At 71.8% G+C, this 23,287-nt stretch carries 23 protein-coding genes; 8 read left to right on the plus strand and 15 right to left on the minus strand.

What is annotated here, in order from left to right:
- Positions 1-75: 75 nt before the first annotated feature.
- Complete coding sequence (locus C8N24_RS31500; protein WP_121257758.1) at positions 76-1,263, minus strand: aminotransferase class I/II-fold pyridoxal phosphate-dependent enzyme; 1,188 nt, start codon at positions 1,261-1,263, stop codon at positions 76-78.
- Between the two features lie 44 nt (positions 1,264-1,307).
- Between C8N24_RS31500 and C8N24_RS31505 the strand changes: the two genes are divergently transcribed.
- Complete coding sequence (locus tag C8N24_RS31505; RefSeq protein ID WP_121257760.1) at positions 1,308-1,748, plus strand: hypothetical protein; 441 nt, start codon at positions 1,308-1,310, stop codon at positions 1,746-1,748.
- A 9-nt stretch (positions 1,749-1,757) separates the two neighbouring features.
- On the opposite strand, the gene C8N24_RS31510 is transcribed toward C8N24_RS31505, so the two are convergent.
- The 5 genes from C8N24_RS31510 to C8N24_RS31530 form a co-directional block, all read right to left on the minus strand.
- The gene (locus C8N24_RS31510; protein ID WP_121257762.1) at positions 1,758-2,333 is read right to left on the minus strand and encodes a hypothetical protein; all 576 of its coding nucleotides are present in this window, start codon (positions 2,331-2,333) and stop codon (positions 1,758-1,760) included.
- Positions 2,305-2,640 carry a hypothetical protein gene (locus C8N24_RS31515; RefSeq protein WP_121257764.1) on the minus strand — a complete coding sequence of 112 codons (336 nt, stop codon included), beginning with the start codon at positions 2,638-2,640 and terminating at the stop codon, positions 2,305-2,307. The genes C8N24_RS31510 and C8N24_RS31515 overlap by 29 nt, the downstream gene beginning before the upstream one ends.
- Positions 2,641-2,890: 250 nt before the next feature.
- The gene (locus C8N24_RS31520) at positions 2,891-3,619 is read right to left on the minus strand and encodes an enoyl-CoA hydratase/isomerase family protein (protein ID WP_211340208.1); all 729 of its coding nucleotides are present in this window, start codon (positions 3,617-3,619) and stop codon (positions 2,891-2,893) included.
- A gap of 2 nt (positions 3,620-3,621) precedes the next feature.
- The gene (locus tag C8N24_RS31525; RefSeq protein WP_121257768.1) at positions 3,622-4,746 is read right to left on the minus strand and encodes a CaiB/BaiF CoA transferase family protein; all 1,125 of its coding nucleotides are present in this window, start codon (positions 4,744-4,746) and stop codon (positions 3,622-3,624) included.
- Positions 4,743-5,876, minus strand: coding sequence for an aminotransferase class V-fold PLP-dependent enzyme (locus C8N24_RS31530; RefSeq protein ID WP_121258173.1), 1,134 nt, complete (start codon positions 5,874-5,876; stop codon positions 4,743-4,745). Before C8N24_RS31530 ends, C8N24_RS31525 begins: the two co-directional genes overlap by 4 nt.
- 39 nt (positions 5,877-5,915) lie before the next feature.
- On the opposite strand from C8N24_RS31530, the gene C8N24_RS31535 reads away from it, so the two are divergent.
- The gene (locus tag C8N24_RS31535; RefSeq protein WP_211340210.1) at positions 5,916-8,669 is read left to right on the plus strand and encodes an FAD-binding and (Fe-S)-binding domain-containing protein; all 2,754 of its coding nucleotides are present in this window, start codon (positions 5,916-5,918) and stop codon (positions 8,667-8,669) included.
- Positions 8,670-8,690: 21 nt separating this feature from the next.
- Positions 8,691-10,007, plus strand: a complete 1,317-nt coding sequence (locus C8N24_RS31540) for an SLC13 family permease (protein ID WP_121257772.1) — start codon at positions 8,691-8,693, stop codon at positions 10,005-10,007.
- Here C8N24_RS31540 and C8N24_RS31545 read toward each other — a convergent pair.
- The 7 genes from C8N24_RS31545 to C8N24_RS31575 are packed head-to-tail and all read right to left on the minus strand — an operon-like array spanning position 9,990 to position 18,186.
- Positions 9,990-11,528: a hypothetical protein gene (locus C8N24_RS31545; RefSeq protein WP_121257774.1), complete on the minus strand. Its 1,539-nt coding sequence runs from the start codon at positions 11,526-11,528 to the stop codon at positions 9,990-9,992. The two genes, C8N24_RS31540 and C8N24_RS31545, sit on opposite strands and share 18 nt — an antisense overlap.
- Positions 11,529-11,568: 40 nt before the next feature.
- The gene (locus tag C8N24_RS31550) at positions 11,569-12,498 is read right to left on the minus strand and encodes a CU044_5270 family protein (protein WP_121257776.1); all 930 of its coding nucleotides are present in this window, start codon (positions 12,496-12,498) and stop codon (positions 11,569-11,571) included.
- Positions 12,491-13,012, minus strand: coding sequence for an RNA polymerase sigma factor (locus C8N24_RS31555; protein ID WP_147448084.1), 522 nt, complete (start codon positions 13,010-13,012; stop codon positions 12,491-12,493). Before C8N24_RS31555 ends, C8N24_RS31550 begins: the two co-directional genes overlap by 8 nt.
- Before the next feature lie 40 nt (positions 13,013-13,052).
- Positions 13,053-14,777, minus strand: a complete 1,725-nt coding sequence (gene argS, locus C8N24_RS31560; protein WP_121257780.1) for an arginine--tRNA ligase — start codon at positions 14,775-14,777, stop codon at positions 13,053-13,055.
- Between the two features lie 57 nt (positions 14,778-14,834).
- On the minus strand, positions 14,835-15,653 hold the full coding sequence (locus C8N24_RS31565; protein WP_121257782.1) for an NAD(P)-dependent oxidoreductase: 819 nt from the start codon (positions 15,651-15,653) through the stop codon (positions 14,835-14,837).
- Positions 15,654-15,655: 2 nt separating this feature from the next.
- Positions 15,656-17,854: an LLM class flavin-dependent oxidoreductase gene (locus C8N24_RS31570; RefSeq protein WP_121257784.1), complete on the minus strand. Its 2,199-nt coding sequence runs from the start codon at positions 17,852-17,854 to the stop codon at positions 15,656-15,658.
- Between the two features lie 2 nt (positions 17,855-17,856).
- Positions 17,857-18,186, minus strand: a complete 330-nt coding sequence (locus C8N24_RS31575) for a winged helix-turn-helix transcriptional regulator (protein WP_121257786.1) — start codon at positions 18,184-18,186, stop codon at positions 17,857-17,859.
- Between the two features lie 86 nt (positions 18,187-18,272).
- Between C8N24_RS31575 and C8N24_RS31580 the strand changes: the two genes are divergently transcribed.
- Positions 18,273-18,938: an alpha/beta fold hydrolase gene (locus C8N24_RS31580; RefSeq protein ID WP_121257788.1), complete on the plus strand. Its 666-nt coding sequence runs from the start codon at positions 18,273-18,275 to the stop codon at positions 18,936-18,938.
- Here C8N24_RS31580 and C8N24_RS31585 read toward each other — a convergent pair.
- The gene (locus C8N24_RS31585; protein WP_147448085.1) at positions 18,907-19,338 is read right to left on the minus strand and encodes a hypothetical protein; all 432 of its coding nucleotides are present in this window, start codon (positions 19,336-19,338) and stop codon (positions 18,907-18,909) included. The genes C8N24_RS31580 and C8N24_RS31585 overlap by 32 nt on opposite strands.
- Positions 19,339-19,392: 54 nt before the next feature.
- Between C8N24_RS31585 and C8N24_RS34865 the strand changes: the two genes are divergently transcribed.
- The 4 genes from C8N24_RS34865 to C8N24_RS31610 all read left to right on the plus strand — a co-directional run bounded on the left by C8N24_RS34865 (position 19,393) and on the right by C8N24_RS31610 (position 22,484).
- Positions 19,393-20,547, plus strand: a complete 1,155-nt coding sequence (locus C8N24_RS34865; RefSeq protein WP_211340211.1) for a GNAT family N-acetyltransferase — start codon at positions 19,393-19,395, stop codon at positions 20,545-20,547.
- Positions 20,548-20,979: 432 nt separating this feature from the next.
- Positions 20,980-21,396: a type II toxin-antitoxin system VapC family toxin gene (locus C8N24_RS31600; protein ID WP_121257794.1), complete on the plus strand. Its 417-nt coding sequence runs from the start codon at positions 20,980-20,982 to the stop codon at positions 21,394-21,396.
- Positions 21,397-21,573: 177 nt separating this feature from the next.
- Entirely contained in the window at positions 21,574-22,065 is a 492-nt protein-coding gene (locus C8N24_RS33480; protein WP_147448086.1) for an SMI1/KNR4 family protein, read from the plus strand.
- Positions 22,066-22,202: 137 nt separating this feature from the next.
- Positions 22,203-22,484 carry a hypothetical protein gene (locus C8N24_RS31610; RefSeq protein ID WP_121257798.1) on the plus strand — a complete coding sequence of 94 codons (282 nt, stop codon included), beginning with the start codon at positions 22,203-22,205 and terminating at the stop codon, positions 22,482-22,484.
- 131 nt (positions 22,485-22,615) lie between these two features.
- Here the strand turns inward: C8N24_RS31610 and C8N24_RS31615 are convergent, their stop codons facing one another.
- Complete coding sequence (locus tag C8N24_RS31615; protein ID WP_147448087.1) at positions 22,616-23,026, minus strand: nuclear transport factor 2-like protein; 411 nt, start codon at positions 23,024-23,026, stop codon at positions 22,616-22,618.
- Positions 23,027-23,287: the final 261 nt, after the last annotated feature.

A 23,287-nucleotide genomic window follows, 5' to 3' on the forward strand; every position in this document is an offset into this window, starting at 1 on the left:
GAGCGGTGAACGGGTCCAGTGCACCGTCCCAGCGCGTCCGTCGCGCAACTATGGGGGAAACCCCTCGACCCGCGATCAGGGGGTGCGGGACGTCAGCCGCGCGACGAAGTCGCCCAGCCGCGCGAGGCCTTCGCGCAGCTCCTCGCGGGAGGCGGCGTAGGACAGCCGGACGTGGGTGGCGGCCGTGTGCGTGCCGAAGTCGGTGCCCGGCGTGAAGGCGACGTGCGTCTCGGCCAGCGCGCGCTCGCAGAACTCCCACGCGCCGAGGCCCGTGCCGGCGACGTCGAAGTAGACGTAGAACGCGCCGTCCGGGACGGCGGGCACGGGGATGCCGATGCGCTCGAGCTCGGCGAGGACCAGCGCGCGGCGGGCGGCGAGCTCGGTGCGGCGCTCCTCGGCGACGGCGAGCGACTCGGGCGTGAACGCGGCGAGCGCCGCGTGCTGGGCGGGCGCGGACGCGCAGATGAACCAGTGCATCGCCAGCTTCTCGATCGCGGGGACGAGCGCCTCGGGGAGCACGGCCCAGCCGAGCCGCCAGCCGGTCATGCCGAAGTACTTGGAGAAGCTGTTGATCACGATCGCGTCCGGGTCGACCGTCAGGACGCTGCGCGGCGGCTCCCCGTCGGGCCCGTGGTCGGACAGGTCGAGGTAGATCTCGTCGACGATCCGCCAGGCGCCGCGCGCCCGCGCGAGCTCGCAGATCGCGGTCAGCTCGTCGAACGGGATCGACGTGCCCGTGGGGTTCGACGGCGACGCGACCATCACGGCGCTCGTGTGGTCGCTCCACGCGCGCTCGACCGACTCGCGGGCGAGCTGGAAGCGCGTCTCCGCGGTCGCCGGGACGGCCACCACCCGTCCACCGAAGCCCGCCACCATCTCGCGGTTGCACGGGTACGACGGGTCGGCCAGGATGACCTCGTCGCCGGGGTCGGTCGTCGCGGCCGTCACGAGCAGCAACGCGGTCGACGCCCCCGAGGCGACGAGGATCCGCGCGGGGTCGACGTCCACGCCGTGCCGGTCGCGGTAGAAGCCCGCGATCGCGGCGCGCAGCGCCGGCAGGCCGAGCGAGGACGTGTACGGCAGCGGCCGCCCGTCCATCACCTCACGCATCGCGTCGCGCACCGCGGGCGGTGCACCGAAGTCCGGCTCGCCGATGCTGAGCTTGATGACCCGGTGCCCCTCGGCCTCCAGGTCGGCAGCCTGCTGCCCGAACGCCAGCGCGTGGAACGGCTCGGCGCTCTGCGCGCGGTGCGAGAGCTTCAACGGATCTCCTTGTGACGGATCGGCACGCAGCACGTAGTAGCAACATGCGCTGGCTGATCCTCGCCCTGACGCTCGCCGTCGGGTTCACCACGTTCGTCGTCGTGGCGGCCCTGCGCTCGGGACCGGCAAGCCACAGCGACCAGTGGCGCCCGCACGAGCCGGAGACCGACGCCGAGCGGGCCGCGGCGCGCGTCGTCCTCACCTACATGCGCGCGCTGATCGAGGAGCGTCCGGCGGACGCCTGCCGCCTCGTCGCGCCGCCGCTGACGAAGACGCTGCGCTGCGGGACGCGTCCGCGCATCCCGCACCGGCTGCACGTCTACGCCAGAGGCACGCCGTCGATCGAGCACATCGCGCTCGAAGGGCGGGAAGGTCACGCCTGGGTGGCGGGGATCGACCCGGGGCCGCTGCAGGGCGTGGCGTTCGCGCGCGTCGGCGACACGTGGCGGCTCATCGCCGACGGCGGCGGCTTCGCGCTGCAGTGATCGCGTCTCTCAGCGGCAGCCGCGTGGGCGCAGCGCCGGCGGGAGCGCGTCGCGGAAGGCGTCGGCCTCGTCGCAGCTGAAGCGCCGCGTCGCCGCGAGGCGCGCACGTGTGCGCGGGAACGGGCGGACCGCACGCGCGACCACGTCGGGCGTCTCGTTCACGGCGAAGATCGACACGCGCACGGCCCCGACGTACAGGTCGGCCGTCTCGGTGCTCTCGCACCAGTCCAGCCAGGCCCGCCCCAGCGCCCGCCAGCAGGACGCTTCGGTCGTGTCAGGGCGACGGTCGAGCGACGTGTCGACCGTCAGCTCGGAGGTGCACCCGCTGTCGCCGGAGCAGACGTCGGGTCCGTACGAGAGCCCCACGCCGTCCTGGGTGGGCTCGGCTCGGCTGAGCCGCGCGCCGCGGAAGGACTCGCCCAGCCAGAACAGGTAGCCACCGGCCTGGCCCTGCAGGCCGCGGACGTCCTCGACGGTCGCCGGGCGCTCGGCCGGCGGTGGCGGAGGGTCCGGCGACCTGCCGCCGCACCCGGCGACGACGCAGGCGACCGCGACGCTAAGCGTCCACCGGCGCGCGATGCCCATGCAGCTCGCTCGCCGCCACGAGCCGTGAGGCACGCTCCGCGCGCAGGTCGGTGATGCGCTCGAAGCGCGTCTCGAGCACGGTCAGGTCGAGCAGGATCAGGCGCTCGTAGCGGCGCTCGGCCCACGCCACCAGCGCGGTGTAGCCGCCCGCGCCGACCAGCGAGGCGAGCACGGCCAACGGGGTCGGGAAGCCGAGCAGCGCGCACAGCCAGAGCGCCATCAGCGCACCTGCCACGGGCGCGGTCGCCCACACGCCGGTGCGGTCGCCGCGGAGCCAGAACGGCGTGCCCGCGAGCGCGTCCTTCAAGAGACGCCAGCGGCCGCCGAACGCGAAGATCCAAGGTAGGCCTCCCAAAGCGATGACGACCGAGGTCCCCAACGCCCACCCACCCGCACCCGCTCCGACGGCCGCGAACGTCAAGCAAGCCAGCGCGCCATACCCGAGTGCCAGTGCGACGCGCCGATCGGCGGTCTGACGGGCGGGATCGAGCGTACGCAGGTCGAGCATGGCCGCGCCAGGGGTTTCGGTGAGCGCGACCACGCTCCTCTTGTTGCAATCAGCGATTCAGAAATCGCTGGACGTTCCTGCGGAAGCCCTCCGAGCCGTAGGCCTCCCGGATCAGGTCGTCGCCCTCCGGCACCACGCGTCCGCGGCGGAGCGCCTCCTTCGTCACCCACAGCGTCGTCGGCGAGTGGTCGGCGAGCGTCTCACACAGGTCGCTGACGTAGCGCTCGGGGTCGTCCTCGACCACGGCGCTGACGAAGCCGATCGCCAGCGCCTCCTCCGCCTCGATCGGCCGGGCGCGGAAGATCACGTCCTTGAGCCGCGGCACGCCCAGGGCGGACGCGAGCCGCGCGTAGTTGCCCATCGAGAGGCAGTTGCCGACGGTACGGGCGATCGGCATCCCGAACGTCGCCGACGGCGTGATCACGCGCAGGTCGCAGCACGCGGCGATCGCGAAGCCGGAGCCCATCGCGAAGCCGTCGACCAGCGCGACCGTCGGCTTCTTCACGGCCTCCAGCCGGTCCAGCACGGCGTCGATCCGGCGCTCGTACTCGACGCCGTCCTCGGGCGTCTCGAACGCCGTGAACTGACGGATGTCCGTGCCCGCGACGAACGCGCGCCCGCCCGCGCCACGCAGCACCAGCACGCGCACGTCGTCGTCGGCGTCGACGCGCTCGCACGCCTTCACGAGCGCGTCGTACATCGCGAACGTCATCGCGTTGTGCGCCTCGGGACGGTTGAACGTCAGCCACGCGGCCGGGCCGCGCACTTCGTAGTCCACGGTCACTCGCCCAGCTCCGCCAGGATCTCGTCCGTGTGCTGGCCGAGCGTCGGCGCCGGCCGGCGCACCGAGCCGGGCGTCGCGCTGAGCTTGACCGGGATGCCGAGCCCGTAGACCGTGCCCGCCTCGGGATGCTCCATCTCCACCACCATCTCGCGTGCCTGCGTGTGCGGGTCGTCCACCACCTGCTGCACGTTATGCAACGGGCCCGCGGGCACGCCCGCCGCGAGCAGCGCTTCCACCCATTCGTCGGTGGTGCGCGCAGCCAGCGCCGCCTCCAGCTCCACGACCAGCTCGGGGCGGTTGCGCATCCGGTCCGGGTTCGTCGCGAAGCGCGGGTCCTCCACGAGCTCGGGCCGGCCGATCGCCTCGCACAGCCGCGTCCACAGCCGTTGCGTGTTGCCGCCGACGGTCACGTGGCCGTCGCGCGTGCGCAGTGCCTGGTAGGGCGCGCTGAGCCGGTGCGCGGAGCCGAGGGGCTGCGGGACGTTGCCCGTCGACCACAGCTCGGCCGTCTCCCACACGGTCAGCGCCATCGCGCCCTCCCACAGGGACGTGTCGATCCGCTGCCCCTCCCCCGTGCGCTCGCGGGCGTGCAACGCGCTGAGCACGCCGATCGCGCAGAACAGCCCTGCGCCCAGGTCGCTCACGGGCACGCCGGCCTTCACCGGGTCCCCGCCGGGCTCGCCGGTGACGCTCATGATCCCGCTCATCCCCTGCGCGATCAGGTCGAAGCCGGGGCGCTGCGCGTACGGCCCGGTCTGCCCGAAGCCGGAGATCGACGCGTAGATCAGGCGCGGGTTGACCGCGTGCAGCGTCTCGTAGTCGGCACCGAGCTTCGCGGCCACGCCCGGCCGGTAGTTCTCCAGCAGCACGTCCGCGGTCTCGACCAGCCGGTGCAAGGTGCCCCGATCGGCGGCGTCCTTCAGGTTCAGCGTGATCGAGCGCTTGTTGCGGTTGACCGCTCGGAACGCCGGCTCGCCCATCGAGCGCCGCGTCTGGTCGCCGGTCTCGGGCGGCTCGACCTTGATCACGTCCGCGCCCATGTCCGCCAGCACCTGCCCGCAGAACGGCCCGGCCATGATCTGCGTCAGCTCGATCACGCGCACGCCCTCGAGGGCGCTCATCCCTTGAGCACCTCGAGCGCCGGGGTGAGCCCGTCGCCGACGTCGTGGCCCGCGACCTGCAGGCCCATCTGGACGCCGGCCAGCGTGCCGGCGAGCATCAGGTCGTTGAAGTCGCCGAGGTGGCCGATCCGGAAGACCTTGTCCTTGAGCTTGCCGAGCCCGGCGCCGAGTGACATGTCGTAGCGCTCGAGGATCACGCGCCGCACCTCGTCGGAGCCGTCGAGCAGGACGGCGGTCAACGCGCCGCTGAGCTCGCGCTCGTCCACCGCGAGCACCTCGAGGCCCCAGCCGTGGACGGCGGCGCGGGTGGCCGACGCGTGCCGCGCGTGTCGCGCGAACACGTGCTCCAGGCCCTCCTCGCGCAGCATCGTGAGCGCCTCGCGCAACCCGTAGAGCAGGTTGGTCGCCGACGTGTACGGCCAGAAGCCCGCCTCGTTGGCGGCGATGATCGGCTTCCAGTCCCAGTACGAGCGCGGGAGCTTCGCGTCGCGCGAGGCGTCCAGCGCCTTCTGCGACACGGCGTTGAAGCTCAGGCCTGCCGGCAGCATCAGGCCCTTCTGCGAGCCGCCGACGGTGACGTCCACGCCCCACTCGTCGTGCCGGTAGTCGATGCTGCCGAGCGAGGAGATCGTGTCGACGAGCAGCAGCGCGGGATGGTCGCCGAGCGCCGCGCGCACGTCCGCGATCCGCGACGTCACGCCGGTCGAGGTCTCGTTGTGCACGACCATCACGGCGCGCACGTCATCGTCGAGGGCGTCCGCGATCCGCTCCGGCGAGGCGCCGTGGCGCCAGTCGCCTTCCAGCCACACCACGTCCAGCCCGAGCCGCTCGGCCATCTCGCGCCAGAGCGTCGCGAAGTGACCGGTCTCGCTGGCGATCACCTTGTCGCCGGGCGAGAGCGTGTTGACGATCGCCGCCTCCCACGCGCCGGTTCCGGAGGCCGGGTAGATCACCACCGGGCTCTCGGTGCCGAACACCCAGCGCATACCCTCCAGCACCTCGTGGCCGAGCTTCGCGAAGTCCGGTCCGCGATGATCGATGGTCGGCGCGTCGATCGCCCGCAGCACCCGGTCCGGCACATTCGTGGGACCAGGGATCTGCAGGAAATGACGACCGGGCCGATGCACCAGACGTTTGACACCGTAGCGAGACCGGGGATGGGACGATTCATGGGGGAGTTGGTGGCGGCGCTTGCCGCCGAGCTTGCGGGCGAGGTTCGAGACGACGCCTACACGCGGCACCTGTATTCAGCGGACGCGAGCGCGTACGCCATCGAGCCGGCGGCGGTCGTGTTCCCGCGCAGCGCGGACGACGTCAGCGTCGCCGTGCGCCTGGCCGCCGAGCGCGGCGTGCCGATCGTGGCGCGCGGCGCGGGGACGAGCCTGGCCGGGCAGGCCGCCGGCGGGCACGGCCTGGTGATCGACTTCAGCCGCCACATGAACGTGATCGACGAGATCGACCCGGTCGCGCGGCGCGTGCGCGTGCAGCCGGGCGTGGTGCAGGAGGACCTCAACCGCGCGGCCAAGCGGTTCGGGCTCGGCTTCGGGCCGGACACGTCCACGTCGAACCGGGCGACGCTCGGCGGCATGATCGGCAACAACTCCAGCGGGTCGGAGTCGATCGTGCACGGCACGACGGTCGACCACGTGGAGGAGCTGGAGGTCGTGCTCGCCGACGGCTCGCAGCACACCTTCCGCCGCGGTCTCCCCCACGCCTTCGACGAGCCCGTGAAGGCCATCCTGCGCGAGCACGCGCGGGCGATCGCCGAGGACTACCCGAAGCACTGGCGCCAGTCGGGCGGCTACCGGCTGGACCGCATGGACCCGTTCGACCTGTCCAAGCTCGTCGTCGGCTCCGAGGGCACGCTCGCGATCGTCACCGCCGCGACGGTGCGGCTCGTGGAGCTGCCGAAGGCGAAGATGTTCTCCGTCGGGCACTTCGACTCGGTCGCCGACGCGATCGCGGCGACGCAGGACGCGCTGGACCTGCAGCCGTGGTCGGTGGAGATGATCGACCGCAAGATCCTCAACCTCTCGCGGTCCAAGCTCGAGTACCGCAAGCTCTCCGACCGGCTGGAGGGTGACCCGGGCGCGCTGCTGTTCGTCGCGTTCGCCGGCGACAGCGACGACGAGGTTCGCGGCAAGCTCGACGCGCTGGCCACCGTGTGGGCCGAGCACGGGCACGGCTACCACGTGCTGCGCGCGGAGACGACGGCCGAGCAGAACGAGCTGACCAAGGTCCGCAAGGCCGGGCTGGGGCTGCTGATGGCGTCGTCCGACGGCAAGCGACGGCCGGCCGCGTTCGTCGAGGACACGGCGGTCGCGCCCGAGCGGCTCGGCCCGTACGTCGAGCGCTTCGCGGCGATCCTGGACAAGCACGAGCTGGAAGCCGGCTTCTACGGCCACGCGTCGGTGGGCTGCCTGCACATCCGGCCGTTCGTCGACCTGTCCGAGGACGTCGAGACGTTCCGCACGGTCGCCGAGGAGATCCGCGACCTCGTCGCCGAGTTCGACGGCGTGAACTCCAGCGAGCACGGCGACGGCCGCGTGCGCAGCGAGTTCAACGAGCACATCTTCGGCTCGGACCTCTACGGCGCGATGCGCAAGGTCAAGACGCTGTTCGACCCGCACAACCGGCTCAACCCGGGCGTGATGGTCGACGCGGCGCCGATGACGGCGGACCTGCGCGATGCGAAGCTGCCACGCCCCAACCCGCTCGTCACGCACCTGGACTTCGGCCCGGGCGGCATGCACGGCGCCGCGGACCGCTGTCAGCGGATCGGCGCCTGCCGCAAGACCGGGCAGGGCGTGATGTGCCCGAGCTACATGGCCACGCGGGAGGAGGAGCACGCCACGCGCGGCCGCGCCAACGCGCTCGTGAAGGCGCTGGGCGAGCCGGATCCCGCGCGCGCCCTCGGGGACGAGCGGTTGCACGACATCCTCGACCTCTGCCTCGAGTGCAAGGCGTGCAAGAGCGAGTGCCCGCTGTCGGTGGACATGGCGAGCATGAAGGCCGAGTTCCTCAGCCACTACAACGCGATCCACGGCACGCCGCTGCGGTCGCGCATCTTCGCCTCGATCCGCACGCTCAACCGGCTCGGCAGCGCGTTCGCGCCGCTGTCGAACGCGTTGCCCGCGCCGACCGGCCTCGTCGGCATCACCACCAAGCGGCCGCGTCCGCGGTTCGTCCGCGAGAACCTGATCCGCTGGAACAAGACGCGCGCCCGCACGACCGGGCGCCCCGTCGTGTTCCTCGCCGACTCGTTCACGACCTTCACCGAGCCGGGCATCGGCCGCGCGTCGATCGAGCTGCTGACGGCCGCGGGCTACGACGTCCAGCTCGAGCAGGCCGGGTGCTGCGGCCGCGCGTCGATCTCCAAGGGGCTGCTCGACGATGCGCGCGCCAAGGCCGAGAAGCTGACGGAGCGGCTGCAGCGGACCGACGGCCCGATCACGGGCTGCGAGCCGTCCTGCCTGATGACGCTGCGCGAGGAGCACGTGCAGCTGCTCGGCGACCAGGGCATCGCGGACCGCACGCGGCTCGTCGAGGAGCTGCTGCTCGACGCCGACCTGCCGCTGCGCAACGACACGCCGCAGCGGATCCTCTTCCACGGCCACTGCCACCAGAAGGCGCTGGCCGGCACCGCGTCCACGGTCGCGCTGCTGCGGAAGATCCCGAACACCGAGGTCGTCGAGCTCGACGCCGGCTGCTGCGGCATGGCCGGGTCGTTCGGGTTCGAGGAAGAGCACTACGAGCTGTCCATGCGCATCGGCGGGATGCGCCTGTTCCCCGCGGTCAGGAGAGAGCCCGCGGAGACGCTCGTCGCGGCGACCGGCGTGTCCTGTCGCCAGCAGATCGAGCACGGCACGGGGCGAACGGCGCGCCACCCCGTGCAGATCGTCAGAGACGCGCTGGAGGTCTAACCCCAGGGGGAGAGCCGGGACATGTCCCAGGAAGTCGTATCGATACTCGTGCTGATCGCGATCTTCGCGATCGGCACGCTGCGCCCGATCAACATGGGCCTGCTCGGCATCGTCGCCGCGTTCGTCGTCGGCACGGCGATCGGGACCGACGAGGACACGATCTTCGCCGGGTTCCCCGGCGACCTGTTCATCATCCTCGTCGGCGTCACCTACCTGTTCGCCATCGCCAACAACAACGGCACGGTGGACTGGCTGGTGCACGCGGCGGTCCGGGCGGTCGGCGGGCGCGTGGCGATGATCCCCTGGGTCATGTTCCTGGTGACGTCGATCCTGACCATGGTCGGGTCGGTCGTCCCCGCCGCGGTCGCGATCATCGCGCCGATCGCGCTGGGGTTCGCGGTCAAGTACCGGATCAACCCGGTGCTGATGGGGCTGATGGTCGTCAACGGGGCGACCGCCGGCGGCTTCTCCCCCATCTCGATCTTCGGGTCGATCACCAACGGCGTCGTCGAGCGCAACAACCTCGAAGGCAACCCGACGCTGCTGTGGATCTCCAGCTTCGTCTTCAACCTCGTGCTGTCGGTGATCGTGTTCTTCATGTTCGGCGGGCGTGAGCTGATCCAGCGGCGCGTGGACACCGACGCCGCGGCGACCGACCGCTTCAAGCGCGAGACGACGCCGGCCGGGCAGCCCGTGATCGGCGGCGGCGCAGTCGACATGGCGGTCGAGAACCCGGGGCTGAACCGCGACCGGGTCCTCACGCTCGCCGGCATCCTCACGCTCGTCGGGCTGGCCGTGTCCGGCGTCGAGTGGGACATCGGCTTCATCGCCGTCACCGTCGCGGTCGTGCTCTCGCTGGCCATGCCGCACGCCACCAAGGACGCCGCGAACAAGGTCGCCTGGGCCACCGTGCTGCTGATCTGCGGCATCGTCATGTACGTCTCGCTGCTGGAGGAGATGGGCACGATCGACTGGCTGGGCGAGAAGGTCGCCGACGTCGGAACGCCGCTGCTGGCCGCGTTGCTGATCTGCTTCATCGGCGGCGCCGTGTCCGCGTTCGCCTCGACCACCGGCATCCTCGGCGCGCTGATCCCGCTCGCCGTGCCGTTCCTCGCCCAGGGCGAGATCGGCGCCGTCGGCGTGATCATCGCGCTCTGCATCGCGTCGTCGGTCGTGGACTCCTCGCCGTTCTCGACGTCGGGCGCGCTGGTGGTCGCGAACACCCCGGAGGACCGCCGCGACCGCGTCTACAAGCGGCTGCTCCAGTGGGGCATGAGCATGATCATCATCGCGCCGATCACGGCGTGGGCGATCTTCGTCCTACCGGGCTGGCTGTAGGACGACCCGGGTGCGCACCGCGGCGACGGTCCTCGTCGGCACGGTGCGCACGACGATCGACCGGACCACCCGGCGAGACGCGACGATCGTGCTGAAGCGGCAGCGGCGCACGTTCGCCGTGACCGCCTTCACGCGGGCCAGCTCGACGCGCACGCGGCCGGTGCAGCCGGTGTCGCGGACGGTGCCGGTCACGCGCCAGCGCCGGGCGCCGCGAACGGCGCTCAGGCGCTTGACGGCCACGGCGACCGACGCCGCGCGTCGCGGGGGCTGCCGGTGGTCCGCCGGCGCGAGGGCGCCATCGCCGGGCACGGGTGAGCGGGTGGGCAGCGGCGCGACGGAGACCGCCGGCGCGGGCGTGGCCGTGGCGTCCGGCGTGGCCGTCGCGTCCGGCGTGGGCGTGGGCGTGACGTCAGGCGTGGGCGTCGGCGTCGGCGTCTTCCCGTCACGGGCGACCCATGGCTCGCCGTTGGCGGTGAAGAGCAGGAAGTCGTCGGTGGCGGCGAGCTCGGGGCCGGCGGCGACGTCAGCTTCGACGCGGGTGCCGGCCGCCGTGCCGTCCGTGCTCCACAGCTCGCCCGCGGAGAACCAGACGCGGCCGTCGAAGGCGGTGAAGCCGACCGGCAGCGTCTCGAAGCGGCCGAGGACGACGGTGCCGCCGTCGGTGCCGTCGGTGCGGGTGAGCACCGACTGGTTGTCCTCGTAGTGGATCGCGTAGGCGTGACGGCCCACGACGTGCGGCGGCGTGGTGGCCCGCAGCGCGGGGAGCAGGCGCAGGTCGCCGCCGGTGAGGTCCGTCGAGTACCAGCGCGGCTCCGAGCTGGAGGTGTCGCCCTGGAAGATCACGCGGTCGGGCAGCCGCGCGAACCAGCGCGGCGCGTCGATCGGCGCGACCGGCTGGGGGTTCGTCCCGTCCGCGTCCAGGCGGAACAGCTCCGCCCGGCCGTCATTCCCGGTGCCGCGTGTGAGGAAGCCGCCGGGGATCGTGGCCGCGTCGCGCGCGGCGCCCTCTTCCACCGCCGTGGTGCCGTCGGTGCGGTAGAGGAAGTAGCGGGTCTTGACGAGCAGGGTCCGCTCGCTCGCGGCGGCGACCTCCGGCATCCACCCCCACGTGTAGACGTCCAGCGACCGCGTGCCGTCCGCCGTCCCGTCCGTGCGCCAGAGCGTGAAGGAGCCGTTCGCCGTGGCCGGGCGGGCGAGGAAGACGTACGCCGGGCCGACGCTGGCCAGGCCCGCGAACGACGTGTGCTCGATCCCGGTCTTGATCGGCTCCACCGCGGTCCCGTCCGTGCGGTGCAGCGTGTGGTCGTTGCCGGTGAAGTACGCGGTCGTGCCGTCGGAGTGGAGCGCGTGCGGGTCCAGCGTGTCCTTCAGGCGCGCCGTGCCGGCGGACGTGCCGTCGGTCGTCCACAGCGCGCCGCTCTCGGTCGAGAAGACGGCACGGTCACCGACGCGCGCGATGTCCTCGACGGGCGAGCCGACGGGCGCCAGCAGAGCAAATGAGGCAAGGATGAGCGCACGCACCCGCAGCCATGATGCCGCATGCGGAGGATGTCTGCGTCGATCAGCGGTCGTCGACGACCGCGCGCTCGAGGTACGCGACGTCCCCGACCACGGTGCCCGCCGGCGCCGCGATGTCCGACTTGGTCGGATCCACGAGCACCCGCCGCTCGCCGAGCAGCATGGAGGTCTCGGGGTCGAAGATCAGCTCCGTGCGCGTGCCGACCTCGGTGAACGCGACGGCGGTGCCGCTGCGGCCGACGCGGTCGGTCACCGTCCCCGCGAGCGTCACGCCCGGTGTGAGCGCGAGCGCCCCGTAGAGCGCGGCGCGCAAGGCGGGCGGCGCGGGTTGCTCGCGCAGGGCGGTCGCGATCGCGTCGAACACCTGACCCTCGGGCGAGTGGCCGCCCTGGCCGATGTGTGCCCGCAGACGCTCGTACACCGCCTGCGGGTCGGTCGGGAACGCGAGCAGCTCGGCGCGGGAGAGCTTCTCGCCGCCGATCAGGTAGTGGTGCTGCGCGCCAAGGCGCCCACCGCGTCCGTCGCCACCCGGCACCGCGACATCCGGCCCCTGGACGCGATCCGCGTCGGCGGGCGTCAGCGGCCGTCGCTCGACGACCCGCGCGACCAGCCGCCCCGGCCGCTCGAGGCTCGACCAGATCTCGCGCTCGGACTCGACCACCGTCACCGCATGCTCGTGTCGGGGATCGACGCCGGCGAACATCGACAGCCCCATCGTCCGTGACCGCACGTAGAAGTACTGGTCGTCACGCGGGACCGGCGCGGGCCGGTCCTGCGCGACCGCGGCGACGGCACGCAGCACCTCGCCCGCCGTGGCCGGCGGGGTCGAGCGCGTCGTGAGCACGAGCACCGCAACGGCGGTCGCCGCGAGCGCCGCGATCGGCACCAGCAGCCGCCAGCGCCGCCGCGGCCGCTCGGCGCGCGCGAACGCCGTGTCCAGCTCCACTCGCAGCTCGTCCAGGATGTCAGGCACGGTGGGGCTCCTCGCTGAGATGGCGGCGCAGCGCGCCGAGCGCCCGGCTCACCCGCGCGCGGGCGGTCTGCTCGGAGATGCCGAGCGCACGCGCGACGTCCGCATAGTCGCGCTCCTCGACGATCCGCAGCTGGAGCGCGTCGCGATGGTCGTCGGTGAGCTGCTCGAGCCCTGCGGCGATCACCTCGCCGATCCCCGCGAGCGCCTCGATCCGGTCGTACTCGTCCTCGGTCAGCGCGCGCCGCTCGACGCCGAGCTTCGCGAGCGCGCGCCGTTCGACGTGCGACCGGCGGCGCCAGTCGGCGAGCAGGTTGCGTGCGATCCCGTACAGCCACGCGGCCTGCTCGGCATCGGTGTGCGCACGGCAGCGCCGCCGCTCCACGAACGCCCGCGCGAACGTCTCCGCCACGAGGTCGACCGCCACCTCGGGCTCGAACGTGCGCCGCGCGAAGAAGCCGAGCATCGCGCGCGCGTGCCGGTCGTACAGGCGGGTGATGTCGTGACGTTCGAGCACGCACACCGACAGTCGCGCAACCCGGGCGCCGTGTGACCGGCTACATGCGCGCGGGCACGGTGATGCCGAGCAGGCCGAGGCCGCGCGTGAGCGTCTCGGCCGTGAGCGTGCACAGCGCGAGCCGCGAGGAGCGCTGCTCCGGCGTGTCCGCCTTGAGCACCGGGCACGCCTCGTAGAAGCTCGTGTACTGGCCGGCGAGCTCGTAGAGGTACGTGCAGAGGAGGTGCGGCTCCAGGGTCGCGGCGACTTCGTCCAGCACGTCGGCGAACGCGGCGAGCTTGAGCAGGAGCGCCTGCTCGACCGGCTCGGTGATCGTGGCGACGACGGTCGAGGTCTCCCCCGCGCGGGTGGCGATCGAGCCGGCACGGACCGCGGCGTACAGGAGGTACGGCGCGGTGTTGCCGTCCAGCGCGAGCATGCGGTCGAAGCTGAAGATCAGGTCGCGCTGGCGGGACGTGGACAGGTCCGCGTACTTGACCGCGCCGATCCCGACGGCCTGGGCGATGTCGGCACGCTCGGCGGCGTCGAGGTCGGGGTTCTTGGCGTCGACGATCGCCTGGGCACGTTCGATCGCGCTGTCGAGCAGCTCGGTCAGGGCGATCGTGCCGCCGCTGCGGGTCTTGAACGGGCGGCCGTCGTCACCGAGCATCGCGCCGAACGGGACGTGCTCGACCTGGCGGCCTTCGGTCCAGCCGGCGGCGGCCGCCGCGTCGAAGACCATCGCGAAGTGCTGCGCCTGGCGGGCGTCGGTGACGTAGATCATCCGGTCCGCGTCGAGGTCGGTGGTGCGGTAGCGGATGGCGGCCAGGTCGGTCGCGCCGTAGCCGTAGCCGCCGTCGGACTTGCGGATGATCAGCACGGCGGGCGTGCCGTCCTGGTTGGTGAAGCGGCTCGAGGCGACGACCACGGCGCCCTGGCTCTCGGTCGCGACGCCCGCCTCGAGCAGCGCGTCGACGGTGGCCGCCAGCAGCGGGTTGTAGAAGCTCTCGCCGACGACGTGCTCGTCGGTGAGCGTGACGTCCAGGCGGCGGTAGATCGCGTTGATGTGCTCGAGCGAGACCGCGACGAGGTCCCGCCACAGCGCGAGCGTCGTCGGGTCGCCGGCCTGCAGGGCGACCACCCGCAGGCGCGCCGTCTCCGCGAACGCCGGGTCGGCGTCGAAGCGCTGCTTGGCGTCCCGGTACAGCACGCCGAGCGCCGCGAAGTCCGGCAGGTGCTCGATGCCGCTGTCGAGCATGTGCTGCGTGAGCATCCCGAACTGCGTGCCCCAGTCGCCCAGGTGGTTGGCGCGCACGACCGCGTGCCCCTCGAACTCGAGCGTGCGCACGATCGCGTCGCCGATCACGGTCGAGCGCAGATGGCCGACGTGCATCTCCTTGGCGACGTTCGGCGCCGAGTAGTCGACCACGACGGTCTGCGGCTCGGCGGCGGGCGCGACGCCGAGGCGCGGGTCGGCCAGCGCGGCGGTGCCCCAGCGCGCGAGCGCGTCCGGCGCGAAGGCGAGGTTGAGGAAGCCGGGACCGGACACCTCGGCGCTCGTGAGCAGCCCGCCGGCGTCGCCCAGCGCTTCGAGCACGCGCTCCGCCAGCGCGCGCGGCGGCTGCCCGAGCTGCTTGGCGAGCTTCATCGCGAAGTTGGCCTGCAGGTCCGCGCCCGGCTGGCGGCTCGGCACCAGCAAGGGGTCCACGTCGGCCTCGCCGAGCGCGCGGTCGATCGCGCCGGTCAGCGCGGCGCGGAGGGCATGGGTCGGGGCGATGGCAGTCACGTGCGGGGCAGCATAGGCGCGCGACCGGTGCGTTTCCGGGCGCGGCGCCTGCGTGCCTCAGCGATCGCCCCGCAGCACCTCGATCAGCGAGGCGTCGTCGAGGTGGCCGAGCCCGGCCCGGCGGCCCGCGAGGTACAGCTGCTCGGCGGCGCTCGCGAGCGGCGCCGGGTAGGTGGCGCCGCGCGCCGCATCCGTCACCAGCCCCATGTCCTTGACGAAGATGTCCAGCGCGCTCTTGACCGCGTCGAAGTCGCCTTCGACCATGCGCTCGCCGCGGTCGTCGAGCATGAATGACGCAGCGGCGCCCTCCCGGACGACGTCGCGCACCGCGGCCGCCTCCAGCCCGAGCGCCTCGGCGAACGCGAGCGCCTCCGCGGCCGCCGCGATGTGCACGCCACACAGCAGCTGGTTGACGAGCTTGACCTTCTGGCCGTCGCCGGGCTGTGCGCCCACCACCGGCGCTGACCGGGCGAGCGCGTCGAGCAGCGGCCGGACCCGCGCGACCGCGTCCTCCTCCCCGGCGACCATGATCAGCAGGTCGCCGGCTTCCGCGCGCGCGACGCCGCCCGACACGGGCGCGTCGACGACCGCGCACGGCAGGCGCTCGGCCCACGCCTGCACCGGCGCCGGCCCCACCGTCGACATGACCACGAGCACGGCGTCATCCGCCGGCGCCGCCGCTTCGAGCACCGCGTCCAGCTGGTCCGGCGTCGCCACCATCACGACGACCACCGGGGCGCCCGCCGCCTCGGCCACCGAGGCCACGCGCGTGCGCGACGGATCGGCGTCGAACGCGAGCACCGCGTGGCCTGCGCGCTCCAGGCACGCGACCATCGGGGCACCCATCGCGCCGAGGCCGATCCAGCCGAGCTCCATGCCTACCTCTGTGCCCCCTCGAGGGCCGGCGTGATCGCGAAGTTCTGGCGGAAGACGTTGTCGGGGTCGTACTCGGCCTTCAGCTCGCGCAGGCGGCTGAAGGTCGGCTCCGGGAACGCGTCGTGGATGCGCTCCTGGCGCGGGTCGGTGTCGAAGCTCAGGTACAGCCCGTTCATGTGCGGATAGACGAGCTCGTCCCACGCCGCGTTGATCCGCTCCATCGTGCGGCCGACCGCGTTGACGCTGAAGTTCTGCGTGCGGTGGGCGTACGCGGTGGCGTCGCCCGGCAGGTCGTTGACAGCGCCGCCGACCGTGCGGATCTGCAGCCAGCCCGTCTCGCCCGACTGCACGAGCGCGGCCAGGCCGCCGGCGGTCGCCTCGTCCAGGTGATCGGCGAGCCCGGCGCGGATCGCGGTCGGCGAGCCGCCCATGTGCACGCCGCCCTGCGGCGCGACGATCGCCGGGTAGGGCACGAGCTGCGCCTGCTGGTCGAGCACGGGCGCGATCTCCAGCAGGGGCGTCAGCGCGTCGATCGCCGCCTCGGCGTCGTCGCCGGCGAAGACGGAGTACAGCTGGATGATCGGCACGCCCTGCTGGACGACCAGGTTGAGGAAGCTCGTCAGCTCGCGCGGCGCGTGCTCGAGCCGGTAGCCCCAGCGGGTCAGCGCCTGCGCGGTGTCCCGCGCGTCGAAGGCCATCGTCGAGAACACGACCTTGTCGACCGGGTACGCGGTGAGCTCGAACTCGGTGACGATGCCGAAGTTCCCGCCCGCGCCGCGGATCGCCCACAGCAGGTCCGCGTCGGCGCGCACGATCGAGCCGTCCGCGAGCACGACCTGCGCGCCCGTGATGTGGTCGATCGTCAGGCCGTGCTTGCGCGCCATGAAGCCGACGCCGCCCGCGGTCGCGAGCCCGCCGACGCCGACGTCGCCGAAGTCGCCCGAGCTCATCCCGAGCCCGTGCTTGCCCAGCTCAGCCGCCACGTTGCCCCAGCGCGCGCCCGGGCCGAGCGTGACGGCGTCACCGTCGACCGCGACCCGGTCGAGCTTGCCGAGGTCGATCACGACGCCGCCGTCGTTGGTCGAGCGGCCGCTGATGCCGTGCCCGCCGCTGCGGACCGCCAGCGGCACGTCCTGCTCGCGCGCGTAGATCAGCGCCTGCGAGACCTCCTCGGCGTTCGCCGGCCGCAGCACCAGGCCCGGTGAGCCCTTGCGCATGTAGGTCGAGCGGACCTTGCCGTACGCGCGGTCACCGGGCTCGACGGACTCGACCGGCGCCGCGTCGTAGTCGATCCCGGACATGCGCTGCGCCTTGACCGCCGCGTTGCGGCCGACCGGGCCGGTCGTGGTGCCGCGCTGACGGCGCGCCTCCGTGACGATCGCCCGGACGGCCGGCGCGACCTCCTTGCCGAAGCGCTCGATCGCGTACGGGTCGTCGCTGCCGAGGATGAAGGTGGAGAAGCCGTGCTCGAGCGCGAGCTGGGCGATCTCGTCGATGTCGTCCGTGTTGAGGTTGAGCAGGCGCCGGATCTCACGCGGGTCCCGCCCGGCCTTCTCCGCCGCCTCGTCGATGCGCGCGTTCGACGGCGCGTAGTCCTCCGGCTGCATGTAGGCCTGCGAGGGCAGCCAGCCGTCGGCCTTGCGCCCGGTCAGCCGCAGCATCCGCGGCTTGTACGCGCCGAGGTGGATCGGGATCTCGTGCGCCGGCTCGGGGCCACGCTTGGCGCCGATCACCTTGTAGTGCTCACCGTCCACGCGCACGCCGCGCCGGGTCGTCACGTCCCACATCTGGCGCAGGACGTCGATTGCCTCCTCCAGCGCCGTCACCGACTCGCCCGGCGACCGTCGCGGGCCGCCCATCGCGACGATCGGGTCCCAGAACGCGCCGGCGCCGAGCCCGAGCTCCACCCGGCCCTGCGAGAGCCGGTCGAGGCTGGCGGCGCTGCGCGCCAGCACGGCGGGCTGCCGCAGCGGAAGGCTGAGCACGTTCGGGGAGACCTTCAGCGTCTCCGTGCTCGCGGCGACCCACGTCATCAGCGTCCACGTGTCCAGGAACGCCGACTGGTACGGGTGGTCCTGGAAGGTCGCGAGGTCGAGCCCCGCGCGCTCGGTCAGCTGCGCGAGCGCGACGACATCCGCGGGGTTGGCCGCCTGCGGCGTGAGGAAGGTGCCGAAGACGAGGTCGTGTCCATAGTCGGCCATGGCTAGAGGTGCTCCTGGGCCCAAGTCGAGATCTGTTCGAACGCCGGCATCAGCGCGGCGCCGCGCTCGCTGAGCGCGTAGGTGACCGAGATGGGCGGACCTGGATCGACGGTGCGGGTGATCAGGCCTGCCTGCGTCAACTCGGTGAGGCGGTCCGACAGCACGGAATCGGAGATCCCGCCGACCGCCCGCGACAGCTCACGGAAGCCGGTGGGGCCACCGGTGCCGAGCGTGCCGAGCACGACGGCGGTCCAGCGCTTCCCGAGCAGGGAGAACGCGCGGCTCAGCGCCGCGTCGGCGCCGAGGCACTGCTGTTGGGTGAGCTGCTTCACGCACGTAATGTTAGCGACTAGGAATTTCGAAGCGACTCGCGCATTCGCACCGATGAGTTCCGGGAGACGGGGACGTCTACGCCTTCGTGAGCACCTTCGTCTTGATCCCCGGCGCCGGCGGCGCCGCCTGGTACTGGCACCGCGTCGTCCCGCGGTTGAACGCCGCGGGCCACACGGCGATCGCGGTCGACCTGCCCGGCGCGAGCCCGACCGCGGGCCTGCGCGAGTACGAGGCGTTCGTGGCCGCGGCCGCCGCGGGCGAGGAGCGCGTCGTGCTGGTCGCGCAGTCGATGGGCGCGTTCACAGCGCTCGGGTGCTGCGAGCGGCTGCCGGTCGAGCGCCTGGTCCTGCTCAACGCGATGATCCCCGCGCCGGGTGAGACGCCCGGCCAGTGGTGGTCGAACACCGACTGGCCCGAAGTCGACGACATCGACGACATCGACGCGCTGTTCCTGCACGACGTGCCGCCCGAGGTCGCGGCGGCGGGTGCCGCGCACCAGCGGCCCGAGGCCGACGTCGCGTTCGGCCAGCCGTGCGGGTTCAAGCGCTGGCCGTCGATCCCGACCGCGGTGCTCGTCGGGCGCGAGGACCGCCTGTTCCCGCCGTCCTTCCAAGCGCGGGTGGCGCGGGAGCGGCTGGGCCTCGACGTGATCGCCGTGCCCGGCGGCCACCTCGCGGCCCTGAGTCAGCCCGAGGCGGTCGCCGAGGCGATCCTGGCGCCTACCGCTTGGACTTCTTGGTCCGCGCCTTGATCTCCGAGCGCAGCGTCGGGCCGCAGTCGCTGTACTCCTCGAGCTCGGTCGGGAGGTTCTTCAGCGCCTTGCGCAGCGCAGCCACCGAGTAGCGGCGGTCGATCCAGCCGTTGTCCGCGCAGTCGCGCAGGATCGTCTTCGTCGACTTGCTCTTGCTGCTCAGGCGGCCGTCGCCGCCGCTCTTCAGGACGCGCTTCAGCCGCTTCTTGCACTCCTTGCCCTTGCTGCTCTTGGGCGTCTTGGCGATCGCGCGGCGCAGCTCGCTCTTGCTGTAACGGCCGTCGACGCGACCGTCCGCGGTGCAGTCGCGAACGGGTTTCGGCGCCTTCGCGGCGGACGCCATCGAAGGCGCTGCAAGCAGGGAGACGAGCACGACGACTGCGGTTACGAGCTTGGTCATGGAGAGCTTCAACGGGTGCTTCGCGCAGAAGTTGCTCTCCAGTACGGTGCGTCCGTGGCGTTGCGCTACCCGTCCCCGGCGCTGACCGACGGCGCAGTCACGCTCCGGCCGTGGCACGACGACGACCTCGCCTGCGTCGAACAGGCCGCCACCGATCCGCGGATCCCGGCCGGGACGACCGTGCCGGCCGTGTTCACGCGCGAGGCGGGGCTCGCCTTCATCGAGCGTCAGCGGCGGCGGGTCGAGGACGGCGAGGGCGTCTCGCTGGCGATCTCGGCGGACGGGCGCGCGGTTGGCCTGCTCTGGCTCGGCGTGCGGCCGCAGCCGGAGGTCGTCGGCGTCGGCTACTGGGTGGTCCCGGCGGCGCGCGGGCGCGGCTTCGGCGCGCGGGCGGTGCGACTCGCCGCGGGCTGGGCGCTCGACCACGTGGGGGTCGCGCGGCTCGAGGCGTGGGTCGCACCCGTCAACGTCCCCTCGCAGCGACTGCTCGTGTCGGCCGGCTTCCAGCTCGAAGGCCGGCTGCGCAAGTTCCTCGACGGCGGCCGCACGGACGCGCTCGTGTTCTCGCGCGTGGTCGAGGACGAGCACCGCGGGACGACCACCGGCGTGCCCGTGCCGCGGCGTGAGCTGCTGCGCGTGGTGCAGGACCTCAACGGGATCGTCGTCTCGCTCGACCGGCTCGGATCGGCGATGGCCTTCGACGAGCTGGAGGCGCTGGCCGTCGCCCAGTACGTCGAGCACGGGGACGTCTTCGCGCGGCTGGCGGTCGCCCGCGGCGTGCTCGCCGACGCGTTGTCCGCGGAGCTGGAGACGGGCGACGAGCGCGTGGCGCTCGACGAGGAGATCAGCGCGCGGAGCACGTACTGGCCCGACGTCGGCGAGCCGGTCGTCCTCGCGCTGTCCGACGGCGTGCGTGACGTGCTGCAGCGTGTGCTCGAACGCGCGCTGGAAGAGAAGGGCGGCGACGTCATCGACGACATCGAGTGGGGTGACGTGCGGGCGTTCATCGACGAGGTGACGGACCCGCTCCGAGACGGCCGGTCCGCCGCCGGGAACCTGGTGGTGACGCCCTACGAGGTGCCGTCGATCTTGGCGGTCATCGACGGCGTCGGCGAGTCCCAGGCTGGCGGCGTGGCGTGGTACGAGCTCGATGCCGTCGAGCGGTACGCGGTGCAGCGCGTGCTCGACCGGTTAGGCAGTCGGCGCTGACAGTCGGCCCGCGTCGGCACCTCCCTGCGCTCGCCCCTGAACTCGCACTTCGGTCCGCGTCCGTCGCGGCCATTCGCCCCCTTGGCTGCCCAGAGATCGACATAGACCCAAGCTGGCACGTTTCGGTGGTGATCGCTGCGGCCAACGGGCTTTTCGCGGCGTAGCACACGTGCTACATTCCGACCATGGGACGGGCTATCACGCAGCGCGAGCTCCGGAACCAAAGTGGCGACATCATGCGCGCACTCGACCGAGGCGAGAGCTTCACTGTAACCCGCAACGGTGTGCCGGTTGGTGAGCTGAGCCCAACGCGCCCGCGTCAAGTCGTCGATCGCGACACTGTCCTGGCCGCCTTCGCCGGCGCACCCCCGGTCGATCACGCCCGCCTGCGCGAGGACCTCGACCGCTTGAGCGAGCAAGACCCTGCTCCTCGTGTCTGACGCCACGGTTTCACACGGGTTGCTGGACACGTCCGTCGTCATCGATCTCGGACTGATCGATCCTGCGCATTTGCCCGAACGCATCTCGGTGTCGGCACTCACCATGGCCGAGTTGGCGGCCGGCCCGCACGCCACCGACGACCCAGTCGAACGCGCCCGCCGTCAGGACCGTCTGCAGCGAGCGGAGAGCACGTTTGATCCGTTGCCGTTCGACGCCGACGCCGCACGCGCGTACGGCCGCATCTACGCGTCTGTCGTCGCGGCGGGACGCAAGGCTCGCGGACGTCGAGCCGTCGACCTCCTGATCGCCGCGACCGCGCTCGCACACGGCTTGACCCTTTACACCCGCAACCCGGACGACTTCGCCCATCTAGACGACGTCCGAGTGATCTCCGTCGAAGCGGCGTAGCCGTCCTGGGATATCGGCTTCGCGCAAAGCAGGAGAGCGGTCTCCGCGCGGACGGCCAGAAAAGTGGTGTCTGCTTGACGCTCTGCTGCTTTCTCGGCAAAGCACCTGAGCGCCCAACCGGGCGGAGCCGTCGCTTCGCTGCTGGGTGTCGCATCGCGCCGCGACCTCGCCAAGCGCGTGTGGGTCAAGCGCCCCGGCGTTGACCGTCGGTTGCGCGCAAAGCGAAGTGCGCACAGCACCACTGCTCGCTTCGTTAGACGCTCGTCGAAAATCGCGTCTATCCACAATTGCACTAATTTCGACCGACATCGAAGCAAGCACCTGGGAAGCGCTTCGCCCGCCAACGGCCTGATACTGCGGTCGATTCCTGAAGAACCAACCGAGGTCGACCGCGCGATCGCGTTGCTCGTGCTCAACCACTGGGTCACGGTCGGAGGTACCGAGGTCGATGTCGCGTTGCTCGTTCGCGACCGCGACGTGCGCCCGCTTACAGCGCCATGGTGGACCGGCAAACAAGTCAGCGTGGTTGCCGTCGACGTCAACGGCAACTTCTTCCTTCGGCACCCCGGAGGATCGGTGCTCTACTGGCATCACATCAACGCCACCGAGTTCGTCGTCGCCTCAAGCGTCCGCGAATTCTTGCGGAGCCTGCATCCCCGACGGTGGTAGACGAGCAAGCGCTGCGTCCAAGGGGGACACAACGAGAGTGCCGTTCTTCGACGATTCGGTCCCTTGTCGCACCGCAGCTGCGCCGCTCTGGAGACCGCACGAGCGCGGCTGGCCGAGCTCGGGGTACAACGTTGAGCATGAGGCTGGCCGCTGGAGCTCCGACGCGTTGGACCGTCTTACTCCGCGACGGCTCCAAGCTCGTGGTGTGGGCCGATGGCTACGTGCTGGCAGACGAGCACTACGTGTTCAGCAGCCTCTTCGACTTCGACGAAGAGGACGAAATGCCAGACGACGACCTCGTCGTTGCGGTCACGCCCTCGAATCCGCGTCGGTTGATGCTGGCGATAGCGCGCATTCCCAGGCTGGCCGTGCTGCTGGAAGGAGGCGACACGGACTGGCCGGCGATCGAGAGCCGGTAGGAATCAGGAGGTCGGGCAAAGAAGCGCTTATCGACGAACTCGCGCTTTCGACGCCGATCAGTCCGCGGCTGACGTCCTGAGTCAGCCCGGCTGTTACACGCCGCAGATGGAGGAGCGCTCTGTATAAGCCTCTAGTGATGCGCGCGGTCGAGGACTTCGTCGTCGGTGCTGAGTCCGGCTGCGGTCAGTGCTGCCCGAAGTCCGTCGTCGTGGCGCTGGTAGCTGGCGACACGACCGTCTCGGATTACGAAGCGCGACGCGATGCATGCCCGTCCGAGCTCATCGTTTGAGCTCACCTCGGTCCACCGGGCGTCCTGTTCGACCACGACCGAGCCGTCCCCGCCGCAGAACCAGCGCAACTGGTCCGCGGAGAACCCGGCTCGAGCGAGCCAGTCGGCCAGCACCGCCCGATCCATGATCCCGTTCCCGCGCGGTCCGGCGATCTGGACCTGCGTGTGCGTCAGACGCTGCAGTGCATCAGCGTCTCTGCGGTTCACCGCGTTCAACCACGCGTCCACCACAGCCAATGAACCGGTACCCATGCCGCGACTCTACGGGACACGACGGCGCCGACAGCGCCGCAGAAATAGCGCTTGTCGGCGTTGGCGCATCGCGAGGTGCGCTGAGACCCTGGCGAATCCCATGTGTTCGTTATCGCGACTCGCAACGCAAGCTTGCATGCACGACGGACGCGCTCGGGATCGCCTGCCTCAACCGCGATCGCTTCCGTGATCGAGTGGCTCGCGGGTGCCAACGCGCGCGTCCTCGGTTGCAGTGATGATCTACGCTGAGACGGCGTCCGA

Source organism: Solirubrobacter pauli, assembly GCF_003633755.1.
Classification (GTDB): Bacteria; Actinomycetota; Thermoleophilia; order Solirubrobacterales; family Solirubrobacteraceae; genus Solirubrobacter; species Solirubrobacter pauli.

What these genes read in the sequence shown, in the direction of transcription:
- C8N24_RS31615 (WP_147448087.1), bottom strand. Translation starts at nt 23,026, where the DNA reads ATGGGTACCGGTTCATTGGCTGTGGTGGACGCGTGGTTGAACGCGGTG.
- C8N24_RS31565 (WP_121257782.1), bottom strand. Translation starts at nt 15,653, where the DNA reads ATGGAGCTCGGCTGGATCGGCCTCGGCGCGATGGGTGCCCCGATGGTC.
- C8N24_RS31525 (WP_121257768.1), bottom strand. Translation starts at nt 4,746, where the DNA reads ATGAGCGCCCTCGAGGGCGTGCGCGTGATCGAGCTGACGCAGATCATG.
- C8N24_RS31510 (WP_121257762.1), bottom strand. Translation starts at nt 2,333, where the DNA reads ATGGGCATCGCGCGCCGGTGGACGCTTAGCGTCGCGGTCGCCTGCGTC.
- C8N24_RS31535 (WP_211340210.1), top strand. Translation starts at nt 5,916, where the DNA reads ATGGGGGAGTTGGTGGCGGCGCTTGCCGCCGAGCTTGCGGGCGAGGTT.
- C8N24_RS31585 (WP_147448085.1), bottom strand. Translation starts at nt 19,338, where the DNA reads ATGACCAAGCTCGTAACCGCAGTCGTCGTGCTCGTCTCCCTGCTTGCA.
- C8N24_RS31570 (WP_121257784.1), bottom strand. Translation starts at nt 17,854, where the DNA reads ATGGCCGACTATGGACACGACCTCGTCTTCGGCACCTTCCTCACGCCG.
- C8N24_RS31610 (WP_121257798.1), top strand. Translation starts at nt 22,203, where the DNA reads ATGAGGCTGGCCGCTGGAGCTCCGACGCGTTGGACCGTCTTACTCCGC.
- C8N24_RS31540 (WP_121257772.1), top strand. Translation starts at nt 8,691, where the DNA reads ATGTCCCAGGAAGTCGTATCGATACTCGTGCTGATCGCGATCTTCGCG.
- C8N24_RS31505 (WP_121257760.1), top strand. Translation starts at nt 1,308, where the DNA reads ATGCGCTGGCTGATCCTCGCCCTGACGCTCGCCGTCGGGTTCACCACG.